Origin of the sequence: Neisseria sp. HMSC065C04 (assembly GCF_001815375.1) — a bacterium.
Lineage (GTDB): Bacteria > Pseudomonadota > Gammaproteobacteria > Burkholderiales > Neisseriaceae > Neisseria > Neisseria flavescens_D.
The window spans coordinates 171,551-186,984 of sequence record NZ_KV820381.1; the positions used below are offsets into that span (position 1 = coordinate 171,551).

A 15,434-nucleotide genomic window follows, 5' to 3' on the forward strand; every position below is an offset into this window, starting at 1 on the left:
AATAAAAAGAATGGAATATGGTGTTCAGCTACTTGCTTGCCGGTTTGGCTGATTTTTCGCTGAGGCTGTGCAGGTCGGCATAGCGTCCGCCTGCGTTGATCAATTCATGATGAGTGCCTTGTTCGACTACATTGCCTTCATGCATCACAACGATGTTGTCGGCTTTTTCGATGGTCGAAAGTCGGTGGGCAATCACTAATGTGGTACGGTTTTGCATCAGGTTTTCCAATGCGGTTTGTACCAAACGTTCGGATTCATTATCCAATGCACTGGTGGCTTCGTCCAAAATCAAAATCGGCGCATTTTTCAAAAGCGCACGCGCAATGGCGAGGCGTTGACGTTGTCCGCCGGACAGTTTTAAACCGTTTTCGCCAACTTCAGTGTGCAGGCCTTGTGGCATTTTTTGGATAAATTCCCAAGCATTGGCTGCTTTTGCAGCATTGATAATTTCTTCTTCACTGAATTTGTCAGCTTGAGCATAGGCAATGTTTTCAGCAATCGTACCATTAAACAGGACAACGTTTTGGCTGACGAATGCCATGCGGCTGCGCAGGCTTTCGAGTGTATATTCATTGATGTTGACGCCGCTGATCAAGATCTCGCCCTCATTGGGATTAAGGAAGCGCGGCAACATATTGGCCAAGGTGGTTTTGCCGCAACCCGATGCGCCAACCAAGGCAGTCACTTTGCCTTGTAGGACAAGCAGGTTGATATGGTTCAAACTGTTGCGTTCGGCTTCGGGATAACGGTGTACAACATCGCAAAATTCGATATTGCCAGGGTTTGGGCTGAGGGTTTGTTTGCCTTCGTTGTTCTCTTCGGGTTGGTCCAAAAAGGTAAAGACGCTTTCTGCCGCCGCCAAACCGCGCTGCAGGGATTGCATCACGCCGGTCATGCGTTTGATAGGGTCAAACATCATGATCATGCTCGACAAAAACGACATAAAATCGCCTGCGCTAAATCCTGAAAGCCCTGCTTGGCGGGCGGCTGCGTAAATAATCGCAGCCAGAGCAACCGAGGCCATTAATTGCGTAATGCCGGTACCGGCAGAGCTGGCGGAAACCTGTTTGAGCAGGTTGCGGCGAACATCATTGGCAATACGGTCGAAGCGGCGGTTTTCATAATCTTGACCGCCGTAGATTTTTACAACGCGTTCACCATTAATGCTTTCGCCCAAGACCTGCATCAGCTGGCCAAGATAAATTTGGTTGTTGGCAGACAGTTTGCGCAGGCGTTTGCTGACTGTTTGGATACATACAGCAACAACCGGCAAGATGATAAAAGTAATCAGGGTCAAACGCCAGTTCAGATAAGTCAGCAAGCCCAACAGGCCGACTACGCTCACGCCGTCTTTAGCAATCACGGTAATGACGTTAAACCCTGCATCGGTAATTTGATTGACGTCGTTCAAGATACGAGACATCAAACGGCCGCCGGTATTGCTGCTGAAATACGAAGTCGGCAGGTGCATCATTTTGTTGAACATTTCACCGCGCAAGCGCTGCACCAAGTGGCTGGACAGATACGTCGTGCAATATTCGTTGATGAAGTTAAATAGGCCGCGAACGAAAAACAGCGCCACAATTGCCAGCGGCAACCATGACATGCTTTTCATGTTTTTATCGACAAAACCTTCATTAATCAAAGGTTTGAGCAAGTAACCGAAAGCCGGCATCGTACCGGCGACAATCAGCATGGCCACTACGGAGACGATAAACATCTTCCAATAGCTTTTTAAATATCCAAGCAAACGCTTGTACAGCTCCCAGTTGGATGTGGCTTGTGTTGTCTGCATATCAATCCAGATTTAGAGCAAACATGCAATTCTAAACGAAAATATCTGTCATTACAATGTTTGCAATTGAAAGTCAAAAGGAGTTGGTATTGTTTTAACGCCTTGATTTTATATGATAACGACTATAATGCGGTGGGGTTGGCAATAACGCTGCCTACTTCTCAAACACCAGTTGTGGCCGTCTGAAAAAGTTTCAGACGGCCTCTTCAGTCATCAAAGACAGCCGATTAAGCCAGGGCTTCCTTAATGATATCTTTCACTGCCGTTGCATTATTAGGGACAACACGGACACGTTGCGGCAGGTTTTCCAAGCCTTCCAATGTGGCCGGACGAGGGATGGAAACTTCGCCAACAGCCTCATGGATAGTGGCTTCAAATTTGGCAGCCAATGCGGTTTCGAGGCAGACAATGGTTTCGCCGGCTTCGCGTACTTCACGCGCTACTTTGATGCCATCGGCTGTATGCGGATCAATCAATTCACGGTCTTGTTCGTAAACCTGTTTGATGGTGGCAAGGCGGTTGGCATGGGTCGATTTGCCGGAAACAAAGCCATATTGTTGATGTACTTTGTTTAAGGTAAATTCCAAATTGAAACCTTTGCCGGAACCTACTTCAGCCCATAAGGTTTTGATTTCGTCTGCATCGCGGTCCATCAGGTCAAACACAAAACGCTCGAAGTTGGAGGCTTTGGAAATATCCATAGACGGGCTGGATGTGACGTGGGTGTGTTCGCTGTTGCGCGGGCGGTATGCACCGGTTTTGAAAAACTCGTCCAATACGTCGTTTTCATTGGTGGCGACAATCAAGCGGTGAATAGGCAGGCCCATTTGACGGGCGATATGGCCGGCGCAGACATTGCCGAAGTTGCCGCTTGGTACGCAGAAGCTGACTTTTTCGTCATTGCTCGAAGTGGCGTTGAAATAACCGGCAAAGTAGTACACGACTTGGGCGACGATGCGACCCCAGTTGATGGAGTTGACTGTGCCGATATGGTATTTGGCTTTGAATTCGGCATCGTTTTGTACGGCTTTAACGATGTCTTGGCAGTCGTCAAACATACCTTCAACGGCGATGTTGTGGATGTTGGCATCTTGCAGGCTGAACATTTGCGCGCGTTGGAATGCGCTCATTTTGCCTTCCGGAGACAGCATGAAGACATTGACGCCTTTTTTACCGCGCAGGGCATATTCGGCAGCAGAGCCGGTGTCGCCGCTGGTGGCGCCTAAGATATTGAGTTCTTTGCCTTCTTTGTTCAATACATATTCAAACGCATTGCCCAAGAATTGCATGGCCATGTCTTTGAATGCCAAAGTCGGGCCGTTGGAGAGGGCTTGAATTTTGATGCCGTCTGAAAGTGTACGAACCGGAGTAATGGCTTTGGTGCCGAATACTTCTTCGGTGTAGGTGCGGTTGATGATATCGCGTAAATCATCAGCAGGGATGTCGGTGGCAAACAGGCTCATGACTTCAAACGCCAGCTCAGGATAGCTGAGTGTGCGCCATTGGTCTAAGGTAACATGGTCGATTTGAGGATATTGCTCAGGCAGCATCAAACCGCCGTCAGGAGCCAAACCCATCAATAAAACTTCGCTGAATTGCTTGCGTGCGGTTGCACCGCGGGTGCTGATGTATTTCATGGTTTCTTCTCTATATATTTAAAATTCAAATAGAAAGTCAAAACGAATTCAGACGGCCTCGATATTAAAAAGGCCGTCTGAACGATTATTTGTAGAGTCGTTTGAAGCAGGCGGTAACCGTTTTTGCAGTAACGGAAGCAATGGCCTGCTCGCGGGTTGCCGGACTCAATACCTGCATCATTTCGGTTGCAGTCAATTGGTTTGGCGCTTCTTCGCTGGCGCAGCCGCAGATTTTATTTTCCCATTCGGCTTGTTTTTCCGCGCTCATGGCCAAAGCAATGACGCGCCATTCGTTACGTTTATTTAATTCGGTACGGCATTGGCTATCTACCGCCATTTTCACTACGCTGCTGCCGATACCCGTACCGCTGCCCAAACCGCCGAAAGAGTCGCCGCCGGTAGCGCATGCACCCAATAAGAAAGCTGATGTAACAGCTGCCAAAAGAGCTTTTGAAGTCATGATGTTTCCTGTAAGCAAGGCCGTCTGAAACGCCCGAAGAGTTCTCAAAATAGCATGTATTATACCGTAATGCGGCCCGATATGTGTGTTTGCGAAACTACCGTATAATGCTAGCGAGTTTTCTTTTCAATCAATCAGCACGAAAGCCGCTATGTCCGACCTTTTTGCACGCCAACCCGAAGCCCCTTTAGCCGAACGCCTGCGCCCGCATTCTTTAGACGATGTCATCGGGCAGCAACACTTAATCGGCGAAGGTAAACCTTTGCGCGTGGCGGTGGAGGGAGGAAAGCCGCATTCTATGTTGCTATGGGGGCCGCCGGGCGTAGGTAAAACCACGCTGGCACGGATTTTGGCGCAAAGTTTCAATGCCCAGTTTCTGCCGGTTTCCGCCGTATTTTCCGGCGTAAAAGATATACGCGAGGCAATTGAGAAAGCTGAAATTGCCTTGCAACAAGGGCGTGCGACGATTTTATTTGTTGACGAGGTACACCGCTTCAACAAAGCGCAGCAGGACGCATTTTTGCCTTATGTCGAAAGCGGCTTGTTAACCTTTATCGGAGCTACCACGGAAAACCCGTCATTTGAAGTCAATCCGGCATTACTCAGTAGGGCGCAGGTTTATGTCTTGCAATCCTTATCTCCAGACGACCTGAAAAAGCTGATTGCCAAAGTATTGGCTTTGCCCGAATACCAAGATTTTACGATTGAAGCGGATGCGCAAGAATTGCTCGTGAATACCGCCGATGGCGATGCACGCAGATTGTTGAACTTGATCGAGCAGCTTTTACGCGCTGCTAATACACGCCGTCTGAAAACCTTAACTGCTGAATTTCTTGCCGATAGTTTGGGGGCGCAAATCCGCCGTTTTGATAAGGGTGGCGAGAGTTTCTACAACCAAATTTCTGCGCTGCACAAATCCGTACGCGGTTCGCATCCTAACGCCGCGCTGTATTGGTTCTGCCGTATGCTCGATGGTGGCACCGACCCGCGCTATCTTGCTCGCCGCATTGTCCGCATGGCATGGGAAGACATCGGCTTGGCCGATCCGCGTGCCTTAACGATTGCCAATGATGCCGCCGCTACTTATGAGCGCTTAGGTTCGCCAGAAGGGGAGCTTGCTTTGGCTCAGGCCGTGCTGTACCTTGCCGCCGCCGCCAAATCCAATGCAGGCTATAAGGCATACAACCAAATGCGCCGTTTCGTCAAAGAAAATGCCAGCGACGAAGTACCTGTCCACCTGCGCAATGCCCCGACCAAACTGATGAAAGAATTGGGTTATGGACGCGAATATCGCTACGCCCATGACGAACCAAATGCCTACGCCGCCGGCGAAAGCTATATGCCCAACGGCTTGGATGAACCCGATTTCTATCAACCTGTCCCTCGTGGATTGGAAATCAAAATTGGCGAAAAGCTAAAATGGTTGAAATCCTTGGATGAAGATGCGCTGGATGATTAAAACAATAAATGTACATCATACAAATCTAAGATCAAATTGAATTTTTCAGACGGCCTTTGCTGTTTGAATATTTTTAACCTATACCATACACAAACTTTTTCATGAATATTTTTGAAGCCTTACTATTATTGTGCCTGCTGATTGTCATTAGCGCGTTTGTATCCTGTTCCGAACTCGCGCTTGCTTCGGCACGCAAAATCAAATTGCAGGTCATGGCGAAAGACGGCGGCGATACCCGTGCGCTTGATGTAATTAATATGCAGCAGCAGCCGGGCAGTTTTATTACCGTTGTCCAAATCGGTTTGAACGCCGTCGCCATTCTTGCCGGTATTGTCGGCGAGGCAGCAATACGTCCGTATTTTGGCAAACTTTTGGAGAATACAGGCAGTTGGGGCAGCACAGTTGCCTCTTTGCTGACTTTCTCGTTGGTTACAGGCAGCTTTATTTTAATTGCCGACCTGATGCCCAAGCGTATGGCAATGACCCATCCCGAAGCGGTGGCGGTACGCATTGTGCGTCCGATGATGTTTCTGATTTTTATCTTAAAACCCCTTGTCTGGGTTTTTGATGGGTTGGCAAACGCAATATTCAAACTCTTCAAAATTTCAACCGTCCGTCAGGAGCAGCTGACCTCGGAAGATATTTATGCCGTCGTTGATGCAGGCGCGCAGGCTGGTGTATTGAAAGAACAAGAACACTATCTGATTGAAAACATTTTCGATATGCAGGAGCGCACGGTCACTTCCACCATGAGTACGCGCGAATATATCGCCTATTTTGACAAACATGACGACAGCGATACCGTGTTGGAAATAATGTCGGAAAAACCACACAATAAATTCCTCGTGTGCGACGGCGACTTGGAACGCGTTATCGGCTATATCGAATCGCATACGCTGCTGACTTTATTTTTAAAAGAAAAAGACGTCCGCCTGACCGACAAGCGTGTATTGCGTAAAGCCTTGTTCATTCCCGACACGCTGTCGCTTTATGATGTATTGGAGACCTTCAAAACTTCAGGAGAAGACTTTGCCGTGGTGGTGAACGAATACGCGCTGGTGGTTGGCGTGGTAACGCTGAAAGATGTGATGAGCATTGTGATGGGCGAGCTGGTCAATACCGAAGAAGAGCCGCAAATCATCCGCCGTACCGAAGACACATGGTTGGTGGACGGTGCTACGCCGCTTACCGATGTTATGCGCGCGCTGGATATTGAGGAGTTTCCCAATTCGGAAAACTACGAAACCATCGCCGGCTTTATGATGTATTCCCTGCGCAAAATACCGAAACGTACAGATTTTCTGGTTTATGCCGGTTATAAATTTGAAATCATCGATACTGAAAATTTGAAAATCGACCAACTTTTGGTTTCCAAACAAGGAAATATGGTGGGGAAAATGTAACGGGTTGCAGGGAACACTTGAAAAGAAAATTAAAAAATGAATAAAAAGGAAAAAATATTATGACGACAACTGAACCTCAAAAATACGCCCGCAGCCTGCACGCTCCCATCAGCCTTGGTACCACCTCTGACGACCGTTTTATGCCGCGCGGCTTTCTTTCATATTTTGCCTCACTGCCGAAATTGGTTTTAACCGAAAAATTAGATGGGCAAAACAACTGCTTTGCCGCACACGGTCTCTATGCCCGTAGTCATGCTGCGCCTACCCAGCATCCGTGGGATAAACCTTTGCTGCAACGATGGCAGCAAATCAAAGATGATTTAGGCGACCTCGAACTTTTTGGCGAGAAGACGAAGTCATCCACCGCGACAATATGGCGTCGCATGGGTAGGGAAGGGGAAAAGTAAATATATAAGGTCGTCTGAAACTCAAAAATGCGGTTTCAGACGACCTTTGATTTAGGCCTATGCAGGCTGTAGCGTGGGCAACGGCAGTTTGGGCAAGCCCGCTTTCCATAGGCAAATTATGAACCAATATCCGAACATTGCCTCATGAGGGACACGATATTCAACGGGCAGTAAAATAATCTACGCCGACGACTGAGGAGAGTTCGAGCCGCCAAAATACTGCCTGTACTTCATAGACAGAAGGGTTGGACAGAAGGGATAAATCGAAAATCCTCAACCAGCTTTTGAAAGCCAATGTCCGCTACGGCGGACTGCAAACAGGTAAAAATAGCTTTCCAGTTGCGAATAGGCAATCGAATGAATGCCATACATAATATAGATGTTTTAAATTATATATCCATTAACTCATAAGAAACATTTCCGGTTTCTAGTAACTCAATAAATACTCTTTTAATAAAATCAAAGTCTTCTATCACCGAACAAGCTGGATAGGGTTCTCCCTCAAAGTAAACCAATCCAGGAGTACCATTAAAGTCAGATTTTGTTCTAATTAGGAACTCCCCATCTTTTCCATACTCAATTAAAGTAAATAAATATCTTTCACCGTCACATTGAACTGATAATCCTGAGATTCCAACTTCTGGCTCTGGAATAAACTCTAACCCCGCAGCCCCCTCATTTAGTTCAATATTATTAAGTATAGATATCATTTTATCTTTATCAATAGAAGATACTCTCTCCCTATTAGATGCTATAATCCAGTCCTTTCCTCTTTGAAATCCACAGGTAAAAAATAAATTATTTGTCATTTTTTGGTTCCTTTATTGATCGTTGACCTTTAGACCAAACGTACACTTTGGGTAACTTAGTTCTATTATCTATTGCATGAACAGTAACAGATTTTAACCCAGCTTTTTCAGCAGCTGTAGCTATATCATTTTTACAATAATCACAAACATCCTTACCTTGAACATTAATGACCATACTTTTACCTTTAGTTACACCTCGGTCATAAGCCTGTTGAATAGCTCCTATTTCTGCATGAGCATTTTCCATATTACTATTTGGATAAGGCGAGCCGTTTTTTAAAGGCGGTTTCGCTGCCACATTTTCTGCAATTAGTGTCAGTTTATTTGGATCTGAAAATTTATCCGCCCTAGCCATCTGATTGGTATCAACATAAACCCTGCCATTAACATCCACTCTCGCAATGACATCAATCTTCTCAAGATTTGTGCCTTGTGCTTTAAGCATTTCGTTTGATAGCTGCTCTTTTAATGGGATAGATTTAGCATTATTCTCCGCACCAGAAGAAATTTTAATCTTATGGTTTTCATATCCTTTTGTTTTCCCAACAATCGGCAATTTTTCGTTTGCATTGGCTCCTTTTGGCAACTTAGTTAAGGCTAGTCCCCCTAACCCCGCAGCTTCAGCAGCACCTTTTCCTACATTAGCTGCGAGTTCTACCAACACACCAAAATAACCAAAGCATTGAAAGCGGAGACTTATTTTTGCCGCCCTTACCATTCTTGGGAGAAAGGGCTGAATGAGAACACCAACGGACTCATCCGGCAATACTTCCCCAAACAAACCGATTTCCGCAACATCAGTAATCGGGAGATACGCAGGGTTCAAGATGAGTTGAACCACCGACCAAGAAAAACACTTGGCTACGAAACGCCAAGTGTTTTATTCTTGAATCTGTTCCAACCACTGATACACTAGTGTTGCACTTGAAATCCGAATCCAAGGCCGTCTGAAACAATCTAATGTTTCAGACGGCCTTTTTATGGAATCAGAAATTGCTAGAGCTAAGACTGAGACCTTTATTCGCAGCTCAAGTTTTTTGTTTTTTCGGCGAATGTATCCATGGCAATTTGGCACATGCGTTCACGTTGGCCTACGTCGGCGGCGGGCAGGATTTGGCGCAGGTATTTTGTGTTGTCGCGTTGGAACGATGCTTTATCGCCTGCTTTTTGGTAACACGCATCCGCTCGGGTAAAGTATTGCTGGCAGATTTTCGGCAATTCTTCAAAGGATAAAGGTTTGCTTTTGTGCATGCCGTGCGCGGAGACGGAGAGGGAGGAAAGGGCGCACAGCGCGATGATTAAGGTTTGGGAAATGGTTTTCATGATCAGCCTGTTTATTGAAGTGGTATTTAAATCAATTGTTCGCCCCAATGCAGCTTTTGGCGCAGGGTTTTAAAGTATTGGTAATCGGTGGGATGGAGGACGCGCAAGGGGTTGTGATAGCGGCGGATGATGATGCGGTCGAAGTTTTGCACGTCGATATGGGATTGTCCGTCAAAATGTGCGCGTGCGTCGCCGCTTTTGGTAATGAGGATTTCGATCACGCTGGTGTCGGAGATGGCAATCGGGCGGTTGGTCATGGATTGCGGGCAGATGGGCACGAGCGTGAAGGCGTGCAGACCGGCCTGCATGATGGGGCCGCCGGCGGCAAGCGCGTAGGCGGTCGAACCTGTCGGCGTGGAAATAATCAGGCCGTCCGAACGTTGGGTATAGACAAATTCTTGATTGATAAATACTTCAAATTCAATCATTTGGCCTGCGCCGCCACGAGACAGTACGGTGTCGTTGAGGGCGAGGGCGCGTTCGATGGTTTCGCCGTCACGAATGATGCTGGCTTCGATGAGGATGCGTTCTTCGGGCAGATATTTGCCTTCCAGTACGGGGCGGATGCCTTCAACCATGGTGTCGCGTGAGATTTGGGTAAGAAAGCCCAAGTGGCCTTGATTGATGCCGATGATGGGGACGGCGCGCGGGGCAACTTCGCGGGCGGCGGAGAGGAAGGTGCCGTCGCCGCCGAGCACAATGACGAGGTCGCAGTATTTGCCCAGCTGGGCTTTGTTTACGGTTTCGCAGTAGGCGGAATCTTGGATATAGACGCAGTGTTCTTCTACGCTCAATTCATCCAGATAGATGGTGAAGCCGTTTTCGCGCAGAAAAGAAACCAATGTGTGGACGGTATCTTGAATTTCGGGCGTATTGGGACGTGTAACGATACCGATGTTTTTAAATGGGCTTTTCATGATAGTAGGCCGTCTGAAATTAAGTGTCTAATCTATCCAGATATCGCGCTCGAGCCGGTCGAGGCGTTCGTTTAGGCGAGCAACGTCGTCACGCAGTTTGTCCACTTCTTCCAACCATGCGGCAAGCGTGGCTTGGTCGATAACAGGGGATTCGGGTTCGCGTGAAAAGTCGCTGATTTGCTCGGCAATGCTTTTGCCTATTTTTTTCATGGTGTGGCCGATGTCGCCGGCGCGCGAGCTGATGCTTTCTGCGGCCACATGACCAAATATCCGCGCCAAATCTTCGCTCGGATAATAGCGCAGTCCACCCAAAATAGGAAGGACGGACATGCCTAATACCAAGTCGCCTTCGAGGCTGATGTCGCCCACGCCGGGCTGGGCGCCCTGGAGGATTTTTTGGATGGCGCTGTTGTGGAATGTGATGTTGGTGTCGGCGGTTTCATTTGCGGTTTCAAGAAGACCTTGTTCGCTGATGCGTCCGGTCAGTCTGAAACCGGTTAGGCTGATGCAGATGATGCTGCCTGCAAATTCAGACAGCTCGCGCTGTTGCTCTGGATTTTGCTGTATCAGGTGGTTGATAAGGGGAAATAGGGCGGACATGGTTTACTCTAAATGCCGTCTGAAACGGATTAATGGGTTGAGTCGCAATTTTACAGGCTTAGCCCGTCTGCGCAAACGGTATTTACAATTTTGCCGTTGCTTTTGTCATCAACGATGAAATCAGGAGCCGGCAGCCCGAGTTTGGCCGCTTCGGCAGTATAAAATTCAGCCCGGCTTGGGTGACGGGGTTCGACAATATTGCGGATACGCTTGCCGTCAGCTTGGCAGGCCGTCTGAAAAAGGACTTGGACGGCCAAGTCTTTATGAAGAATATTGACGGGTTGATTGCCGCCTTGAATGCGTGTTTTTTGAACCAGCTTGGTAACGGGATGACGGTCGGCAGAATAAAGTCCGCCCAGTCGCAGTATGTCGATATGGGGGACGGCGCTTTCAAATAAGGCTTGCTCGATTGCGAGGATTTGACGGGCGGATTCGGCTTGCGGATCGGGCGGCGTGGTTTCATCGCATATGCGTGCTTGGTCGCCATACACGCTGGTGCTGCTGGTAAAGATGATGTGTTGTACCTTAGATTGCTCGGCAAGTTGAATCCATTTTTTCAGGGTATCGGCGTAATGGTTTAATGACGAAGGCGGAAGCAGGCAGAACCATGCCGGCTTGTTGATATGGTTTTGCCATAAAGTCGAACTGTGAAAAATATCGTTTTGGTTTAAATCGATGATGTCGAGTTCAATCGGCAGATTGATGTCGTCGGAGGTCAGGTTGCGTTTGATGGCGGCTACCTGACTGCCTTGTTCATAACATTTTTGCGCTAGCGGTAGGCCGAGATAGCCTAAGCCGAGAATGGAAATATCGGGAAGGTGCATAAATAAAGCATCCGAAAATTAACAGGCCGTCTGAAAACGTGGCTTTAACTTGGTTAAAGCCACGTTTTCAGACGGCCTTTGTATGGAAAAATCAATGGTTGCTGCCGATTTTTTGGTCGAATTTGGCACGGTGTTCCGGCAGGAGGTAAGGGCGCAACAGGCTGAGTGTGCGGCTGATGCCCCGTACTTTGGAATCTTCGGTCAACTTGGCGCGGCCGCGCAGGGAGCTGTCAAAGTCGAACCAGTATTTCGTTACCATCCACATATTGACGGCGAGGTCGTTCATCGCGGTTTGGTCTGCGCTGATGATGTTCAAGCCGTTGAGCTGGGTCAGCAGGTTGACCAACAGCGGGGAAACTTTGGCTTGGGTAAAGGTATTGTGTTCGCCCAATAATTCGGCACTGCGGGCAAGCAGGGTGTTCACATCGCTGAAAAGGAAACGGTATTCCCACATCACATCATAAATACCGGCCATGTAGTTGATGGAGTCTTCAACATTAGACGGCAATACGGCTTCGTTAAGGTAGACAAGCAGGGCTTCGCTGTAACGCTTGAACAATTGGACAATAATTTCGTCTTTGTTGCGGAAGTGGTAGTAGAGGTTGCCCGGGCTGATGCCTAAGTGGGCGGCAATGTGGTTGGTGCTGATATTGCGCTCGCCTTCTTCGTTGAATAAGGCGAGGCTGGCATTGATGATTCGTGTGTAAGTGTTGACTTTAGCAATGCGTGGCATGGGATACACTCCTTTGTTTTATAGGCTGTATGAAGTAGGCAGCCAGTTGGGTTCTGCGTGTAATTCTACCTGAAATTGAGTAAATACTGTATTACAAACATATTGTGCCAGCTGGTGGACATCTTGCGCGGAAGCATTGTTTTTATTCACCAAAACCAAAGCCTGTCTGTCATGCACTGCCGCACCGCCGATCTGATGGCCTTTCAGACGGCATTGGTCAATCAGCCAGCCGGCCGCGAGTTTGACCGAACCGTCAGGCTGCGGATAGCGTGGCATATTAGGGTATTGCTGCAACAAATCGGCAGCTTTTTCGGCGCTGACAACTGGGTTTTTAAAGAAACTTCCGACATTACCAAGTATGTTAGGATTAGGCAGTTTACTGTTGCGGATTGAACACACTGCATCGGAAACATCTTTGGCCGTCGCCTCTCGGCCTTGGCTCAGTTCGGCAACCGCTGCGGCCAAATCGCCATAGCCCAAGTTCGGCACAAAATGCTCTTTCAATGCAAATACAACCGAAACAATCACATAACGGCCTTTGCCTTCCTGTTTGAACAGGCTTTCACGATAGGCAAAGTCACAGTCGGCATTGGAAAGCTCGACAAAGGTTTCCGTATCCAAATCAAAGCAGCGTACGCTATGGATAACATCCTTCGCTTCAACACCATATGCACCGATGTTTTGTACCGGAGACGCGCCGACCGTACCAGGAATCAGGCTGAGGTTTTCCAGTCCGCTTAAACCCAGCCCAACCGTATGCAAAACAAAATCATGCCAAATTTCCCCAGCCTGAGCTTCGATATAAACCAGGCCGTCTGAACGCTCAATTTCACGAATTCCCTTGTTTTCCATATGAACAACCAGACCGGCGTAGTCCTCCATCAAAAGGATATTGCTGCCGCCGCCGAGCCATAAAACAGTATCTCGGTCGAACTCGGGCAGCCGGACGATGTCGCGCAACTCGTTGGCATGTTTGAGTGCAACAAATGCTTGGGCTTGGGCTTTCAGGCCGAAAGTGTTGTAAGGGGTAAGGTCGGTTTGGTATTGGATGGGTTGCATGGGTTTAACTTTAAAATAGGAATTCGTTGATTAAATGGCGCAATCATTGGAGAAAGACTGCTTGTATTTTTCAGACGGCCTTATGTGATTTGACCATCTCTTTACTGCAAAGCTCCAAGCACCATACCAATGCAATGGCGGCAATCGTCAGCGAAACGGTCAGCGCGGTCCAGAAGCCGTAAATACCCATATTGGCATGATAGGCAAGCAGGTAGCCGGGCAACAGGCCGCAGCCCCAGAAAGCCACGGCATGGATGAACATCGGCATTTTGGTCACTTTATAGCCACGCAGCGCATATGAAGCGATACATTGGGTGGCGTCTGCCAGTTGGAATAGGGAAGCGAAAAATAAAACGGTCGCGGCAATGCCTAATACGGCCGCATCGTTGGTGTACATACCGGCCAACTGAAAGCGAAAGATGACCAAGAGCAGTGCGGTACAGGTGGCAAGTACCCAGCCCAACACCAGCGACACGCCTGAAATATAACGCGCCCGCAAAAAATCGCGCCGTCCGAGTGAAAAGCCAACGCGTACCGTGCTTGCAGAGCCGACGCTTTGCGGAACCATATACAAGATGCCCGACAGGCTGATGACGACTTGTTGGGCGGCAACATAATCCTCGCCGAATGGTGCCACCAAAAAGACGATAAACGAAAACGCGCTGGCTTCTAAAAAATAAGACAAGCCGATGGGGGCGCCGATTTTCCAAATCTGTTTGAAAGCCGCCAAATCAGGTTTGCCGATTTTTGCCGTCAAACCAAACGGACGGAAGAATTTTTCTTTGGCAATATAAAGCCACAAAGCCAATGCGCTGAACCAAAATACCGCCGCCGTTGCCACGCCGCAACCTGCGCCGCCCAAAGCAGGCATACCGAATTTGCCGTAAACAAATACATAGTTCAGCGGCACATTCAACACAAATGCCGCAAAGCTGACCAACATAATCACGCGCGGACGGTTCAAGCTGGAGGCATAGGCGTGCAGGGCGCGGTGTATCATGGCGGCCGGCATTGCCAAGCTGGTAAAGAACATATATTGCGCCATCGTGTCTTCGACATAATCGTTTAATGTCAGCCAATGACGGAAAGGCATAATCATCGCCCACATCAACAGCATACCGAATACGCCCAAACACAAGCCAAACCAAATGCCCTGCATTCCTGTTTTACCGACTTCTTCGGTTTTACCTGCGCCGTACAACTGGGCAATCATCGGGTTCAACGCCGCCATTACACCCATAAAAGTAATGTAAATCGTCGAAAACGCGCTGCTGCCCAAAGCCACCGCGGCCAAATCTTCCTTACCTGCGCCACCGGCCATCACCGTATCGACAAAACCAATGCCCACTTGCGCCACTTGCGCCAACAGCATAGGCAGGGCGAGGGCGGTAAGCAGGCGGGTTTCTTTTAAGAAAACAGGAAAGGCAAAGCGATTGAGGTTCAGTAGCATAATGTGTGCGGTTTGAGGATAAAGGCCGTCTGAAAACAGAAATTTAAAATTATAAAGGGTAATACTGATAAGCAGGCAATATGTTGTTTAATCGCTAAAATTTTCAGACGGCCTTAAATGTCGGATGTCTTTTTACTGCTTCCAACCAGCTGTCCGGCGTTTGAAACTGCATCAGGCCGTCTGAAAGCGACACCGCGGCTTGGGTAGTCGAAGCGCGGGTCAGTTTTTCATTGGTTTCGGCATCGTAAATGGTGTAATCGATACGCAGGCAGCTTTCGATCTCGACGATGTCCATATCAACGCGGATTTTTTGGCCGAAACGGGCAGGGCGGATGTATTTGAGGTTCATCTGCACAATCGGCCAGCTGCACCCCTGCCGTCCCATTTCGTTGTAGTCGTAACCGATGGAAGACAAAAAAGCGCAACGTGCGGTTTCAAGGTATTTGACATAGTTGCCGTGCCACACGATGTGCATGGCATCTACGTCAAAAAAAGGAACTTCGGTTTCAAAGCTGTGTTGGCAGTAGATGTGTTTTTTCATGGTTTAAAAGAATAAGT

The 15,434-nt window shown here is 48.2% G+C and carries 15 protein-coding genes and 1 pseudogene; 4 read left to right on the forward strand and 12 right to left on the reverse strand.

The window, feature by feature from the left end; genetic code table 11:
- Positions 1 to 28: 28 nt before the first annotated feature.
- From msbA to HMPREF3022_RS00875, 3 genes are all read right to left on the reverse strand, one after another.
- Positions 29 to 1,795 carry a lipid A export permease/ATP-binding protein MsbA gene (gene msbA, locus HMPREF3022_RS00865; protein WP_049332477.1) on the reverse strand — a complete coding sequence of 589 codons (1,767 nt, stop codon included), beginning with the start codon at positions 1,793 to 1,795 and terminating at the stop codon, positions 29 to 31.
- 227 nt (positions 1,796 to 2,022) lie between these two features.
- Positions 2,023 to 3,432, reverse strand: coding sequence for a threonine synthase (thrC, locus tag HMPREF3022_RS00870; protein ID WP_070764992.1), 1,410 nt, complete (start codon positions 3,430 to 3,432; stop codon positions 2,023 to 2,025).
- An 85-nt stretch (positions 3,433 to 3,517) separates the two neighbouring features.
- Positions 3,518 to 3,892, reverse strand: a complete 375-nt coding sequence (locus tag HMPREF3022_RS00875) for a hypothetical protein (protein WP_003746335.1) — start codon at positions 3,890 to 3,892, stop codon at positions 3,518 to 3,520.
- Between the two features lie 151 nt (positions 3,893 to 4,043).
- Here HMPREF3022_RS00875 and HMPREF3022_RS00880 point away from each other — a divergent pair, with 151 nt between their 5' ends.
- The 3 genes from HMPREF3022_RS00880 (at position 4,044) to HMPREF3022_RS00890 (ending at position 7,161) form a co-directional block, all read left to right on the forward strand.
- Complete coding sequence (locus tag HMPREF3022_RS00880) at positions 4,044 to 5,351, forward strand: replication-associated recombination protein A (RefSeq protein WP_049332481.1); 1,308 nt, start codon at positions 4,044 to 4,046, stop codon at positions 5,349 to 5,351.
- Positions 5,352 to 5,452: 101 nt separating this feature from the next.
- Entirely contained in the window at positions 5,453 to 6,754 is a 1,302-nt protein-coding gene (locus HMPREF3022_RS00885) for a polyamine export protein PaeA (protein WP_049332483.1), read from the forward strand.
- 59 nt (positions 6,755 to 6,813) lie between these two features.
- Positions 6,814 to 7,161, forward strand: a complete 348-nt coding sequence (locus HMPREF3022_RS00890; protein WP_239669552.1) for an RNA ligase family protein — start codon at positions 6,814 to 6,816, stop codon at positions 7,159 to 7,161.
- A 389-nt stretch (positions 7,162 to 7,550) separates the two neighbouring features.
- Here the strand turns inward: HMPREF3022_RS00890 and HMPREF3022_RS00895 are convergent, their stop codons facing one another.
- Positions 7,551 to 7,970, reverse strand: a complete 420-nt coding sequence (locus HMPREF3022_RS00895; RefSeq protein WP_032804036.1) for a DUF6911 family protein — start codon at positions 7,968 to 7,970, stop codon at positions 7,551 to 7,553.
- A 649-nt stretch (positions 7,971 to 8,619) separates the two neighbouring features.
- Between HMPREF3022_RS00895 and HMPREF3022_RS11185 the strand changes: the two are divergent.
- Positions 8,620 to 8,886: pseudogene (locus HMPREF3022_RS11185) on the forward strand (IS30 family transposase); the annotation flags it as partial.
- A gap of 101 nt (positions 8,887 to 8,987) precedes the next feature.
- On the opposite strand, the gene HMPREF3022_RS00905 reads toward HMPREF3022_RS11185, so the two are convergent.
- From HMPREF3022_RS00905 to HMPREF3022_RS00940, 8 genes are all read right to left on the reverse strand, one after another.
- Positions 8,988 to 9,293, reverse strand: coding sequence for a hypothetical protein (locus tag HMPREF3022_RS00905; protein WP_049332487.1), 306 nt, complete (start codon positions 9,291 to 9,293; stop codon positions 8,988 to 8,990).
- Between the two features lie 26 nt (positions 9,294 to 9,319).
- Entirely contained in the window at positions 9,320 to 10,210 is an 891-nt protein-coding gene (locus tag HMPREF3022_RS00910) for an NAD(+) kinase (protein ID WP_036491160.1), read from the reverse strand.
- Between the two features lie 27 nt (positions 10,211 to 10,237).
- A complete protein-coding gene (locus tag HMPREF3022_RS00915; protein WP_070764993.1) occupies positions 10,238 to 10,810 on the reverse strand; it encodes a ubiquinone biosynthesis accessory factor UbiJ in 573 nt (190 codons plus the stop codon).
- A 50-nt stretch (positions 10,811 to 10,860) separates the two neighbouring features.
- Positions 10,861 to 11,634 (reverse strand): Rossmann-fold NAD(P)-binding domain-containing protein, encoded by a 774-nt coding sequence (locus HMPREF3022_RS00920; RefSeq protein WP_049332491.1) that lies wholly within the window; start codon positions 11,632 to 11,634, stop codon positions 10,861 to 10,863.
- Between the two features lie 91 nt (positions 11,635 to 11,725).
- A complete protein-coding gene (locus tag HMPREF3022_RS00925) occupies positions 11,726 to 12,367 on the reverse strand; it encodes a TetR/AcrR family transcriptional regulator (RefSeq protein WP_049332493.1) in 642 nt (213 codons plus the stop codon).
- A gap of 18 nt (positions 12,368 to 12,385) precedes the next feature.
- Positions 12,386 to 13,426 (reverse strand): UDP-N-acetylmuramate dehydrogenase, encoded by a 1,041-nt coding sequence (gene murB, locus HMPREF3022_RS00930; RefSeq protein WP_049332494.1) that lies wholly within the window; start codon positions 13,424 to 13,426, stop codon positions 12,386 to 12,388.
- Positions 13,427 to 13,496: 70 nt separating this feature from the next.
- Complete coding sequence (locus HMPREF3022_RS00935) at positions 13,497 to 14,876, reverse strand: MATE family efflux transporter (protein ID WP_070764994.1); 1,380 nt, start codon at positions 14,874 to 14,876, stop codon at positions 13,497 to 13,499.
- 103 nt (positions 14,877 to 14,979) lie between these two features.
- A complete protein-coding gene (locus tag HMPREF3022_RS00940) occupies positions 14,980 to 15,417 on the reverse strand; it encodes an acyl-CoA thioesterase (protein WP_070764995.1) in 438 nt (145 codons plus the stop codon).
- Positions 15,418 to 15,434: the final 17 nt, after the last annotated feature.

Coding starts and splice junctions, on each gene's coding strand:
- msbA (WP_049332477.1), bottom strand. CDS start 1,795: ATGCAGACAACACAAGCCACATCCAACTGGGAGCTGTACAAGCGTTTG.
- thrC (WP_070764992.1), bottom strand. CDS start 3,432: ATGAAATACATCAGCACCCGCGGTGCAACCGCACGCAAGCAATTCAGC.
- HMPREF3022_RS00875 (WP_003746335.1), bottom strand. CDS start 3,892: ATGACTTCAAAAGCTCTTTTGGCAGCTGTTACATCAGCTTTCTTATTG.
- HMPREF3022_RS00880 (WP_049332481.1), top strand. CDS start 4,044: ATGTCCGACCTTTTTGCACGCCAACCCGAAGCCCCTTTAGCCGAACGC.
- HMPREF3022_RS00885 (WP_049332483.1), top strand. CDS start 5,453: ATGAATATTTTTGAAGCCTTACTATTATTGTGCCTGCTGATTGTCATT.
- HMPREF3022_RS00890 (WP_239669552.1), top strand. CDS start 6,814: ATGACGACAACTGAACCTCAAAAATACGCCCGCAGCCTGCACGCTCCC.
- HMPREF3022_RS00895 (WP_032804036.1), bottom strand. CDS start 7,970: ATGACAAATAATTTATTTTTTACCTGTGGATTTCAAAGAGGAAAGGAC.
- HMPREF3022_RS00905 (WP_049332487.1), bottom strand. CDS start 9,293: ATGAAAACCATTTCCCAAACCTTAATCATCGCGCTGTGCGCCCTTTCC.
- HMPREF3022_RS00910 (WP_036491160.1), bottom strand. CDS start 10,210: ATGAAAAGCCCATTTAAAAACATCGGTATCGTTACACGTCCCAATACG.
- HMPREF3022_RS00915 (WP_070764993.1), bottom strand. CDS start 10,810: ATGTCCGCCCTATTTCCCCTTATCAACCACCTGATACAGCAAAATCCA.
- HMPREF3022_RS00920 (WP_049332491.1), bottom strand. CDS start 11,634: ATGCACCTTCCCGATATTTCCATTCTCGGCTTAGGCTATCTCGGCCTA.
- HMPREF3022_RS00925 (WP_049332493.1), bottom strand. CDS start 12,367: ATGCCACGCATTGCTAAAGTCAACACTTACACACGAATCATCAATGCC.
- murB (WP_049332494.1), bottom strand. CDS start 13,426: ATGCAACCCATCCAATACCAAACCGACCTTACCCCTTACAACACTTTC.
- HMPREF3022_RS00935 (WP_070764994.1), bottom strand. CDS start 14,876: ATGCTACTGAACCTCAATCGCTTTGCCTTTCCTGTTTTCTTAAAAGAA.
- HMPREF3022_RS00940 (WP_070764995.1), bottom strand. CDS start 15,417: ATGAAAAAACACATCTACTGCCAACACAGCTTTGAAACCGAAGTTCCT.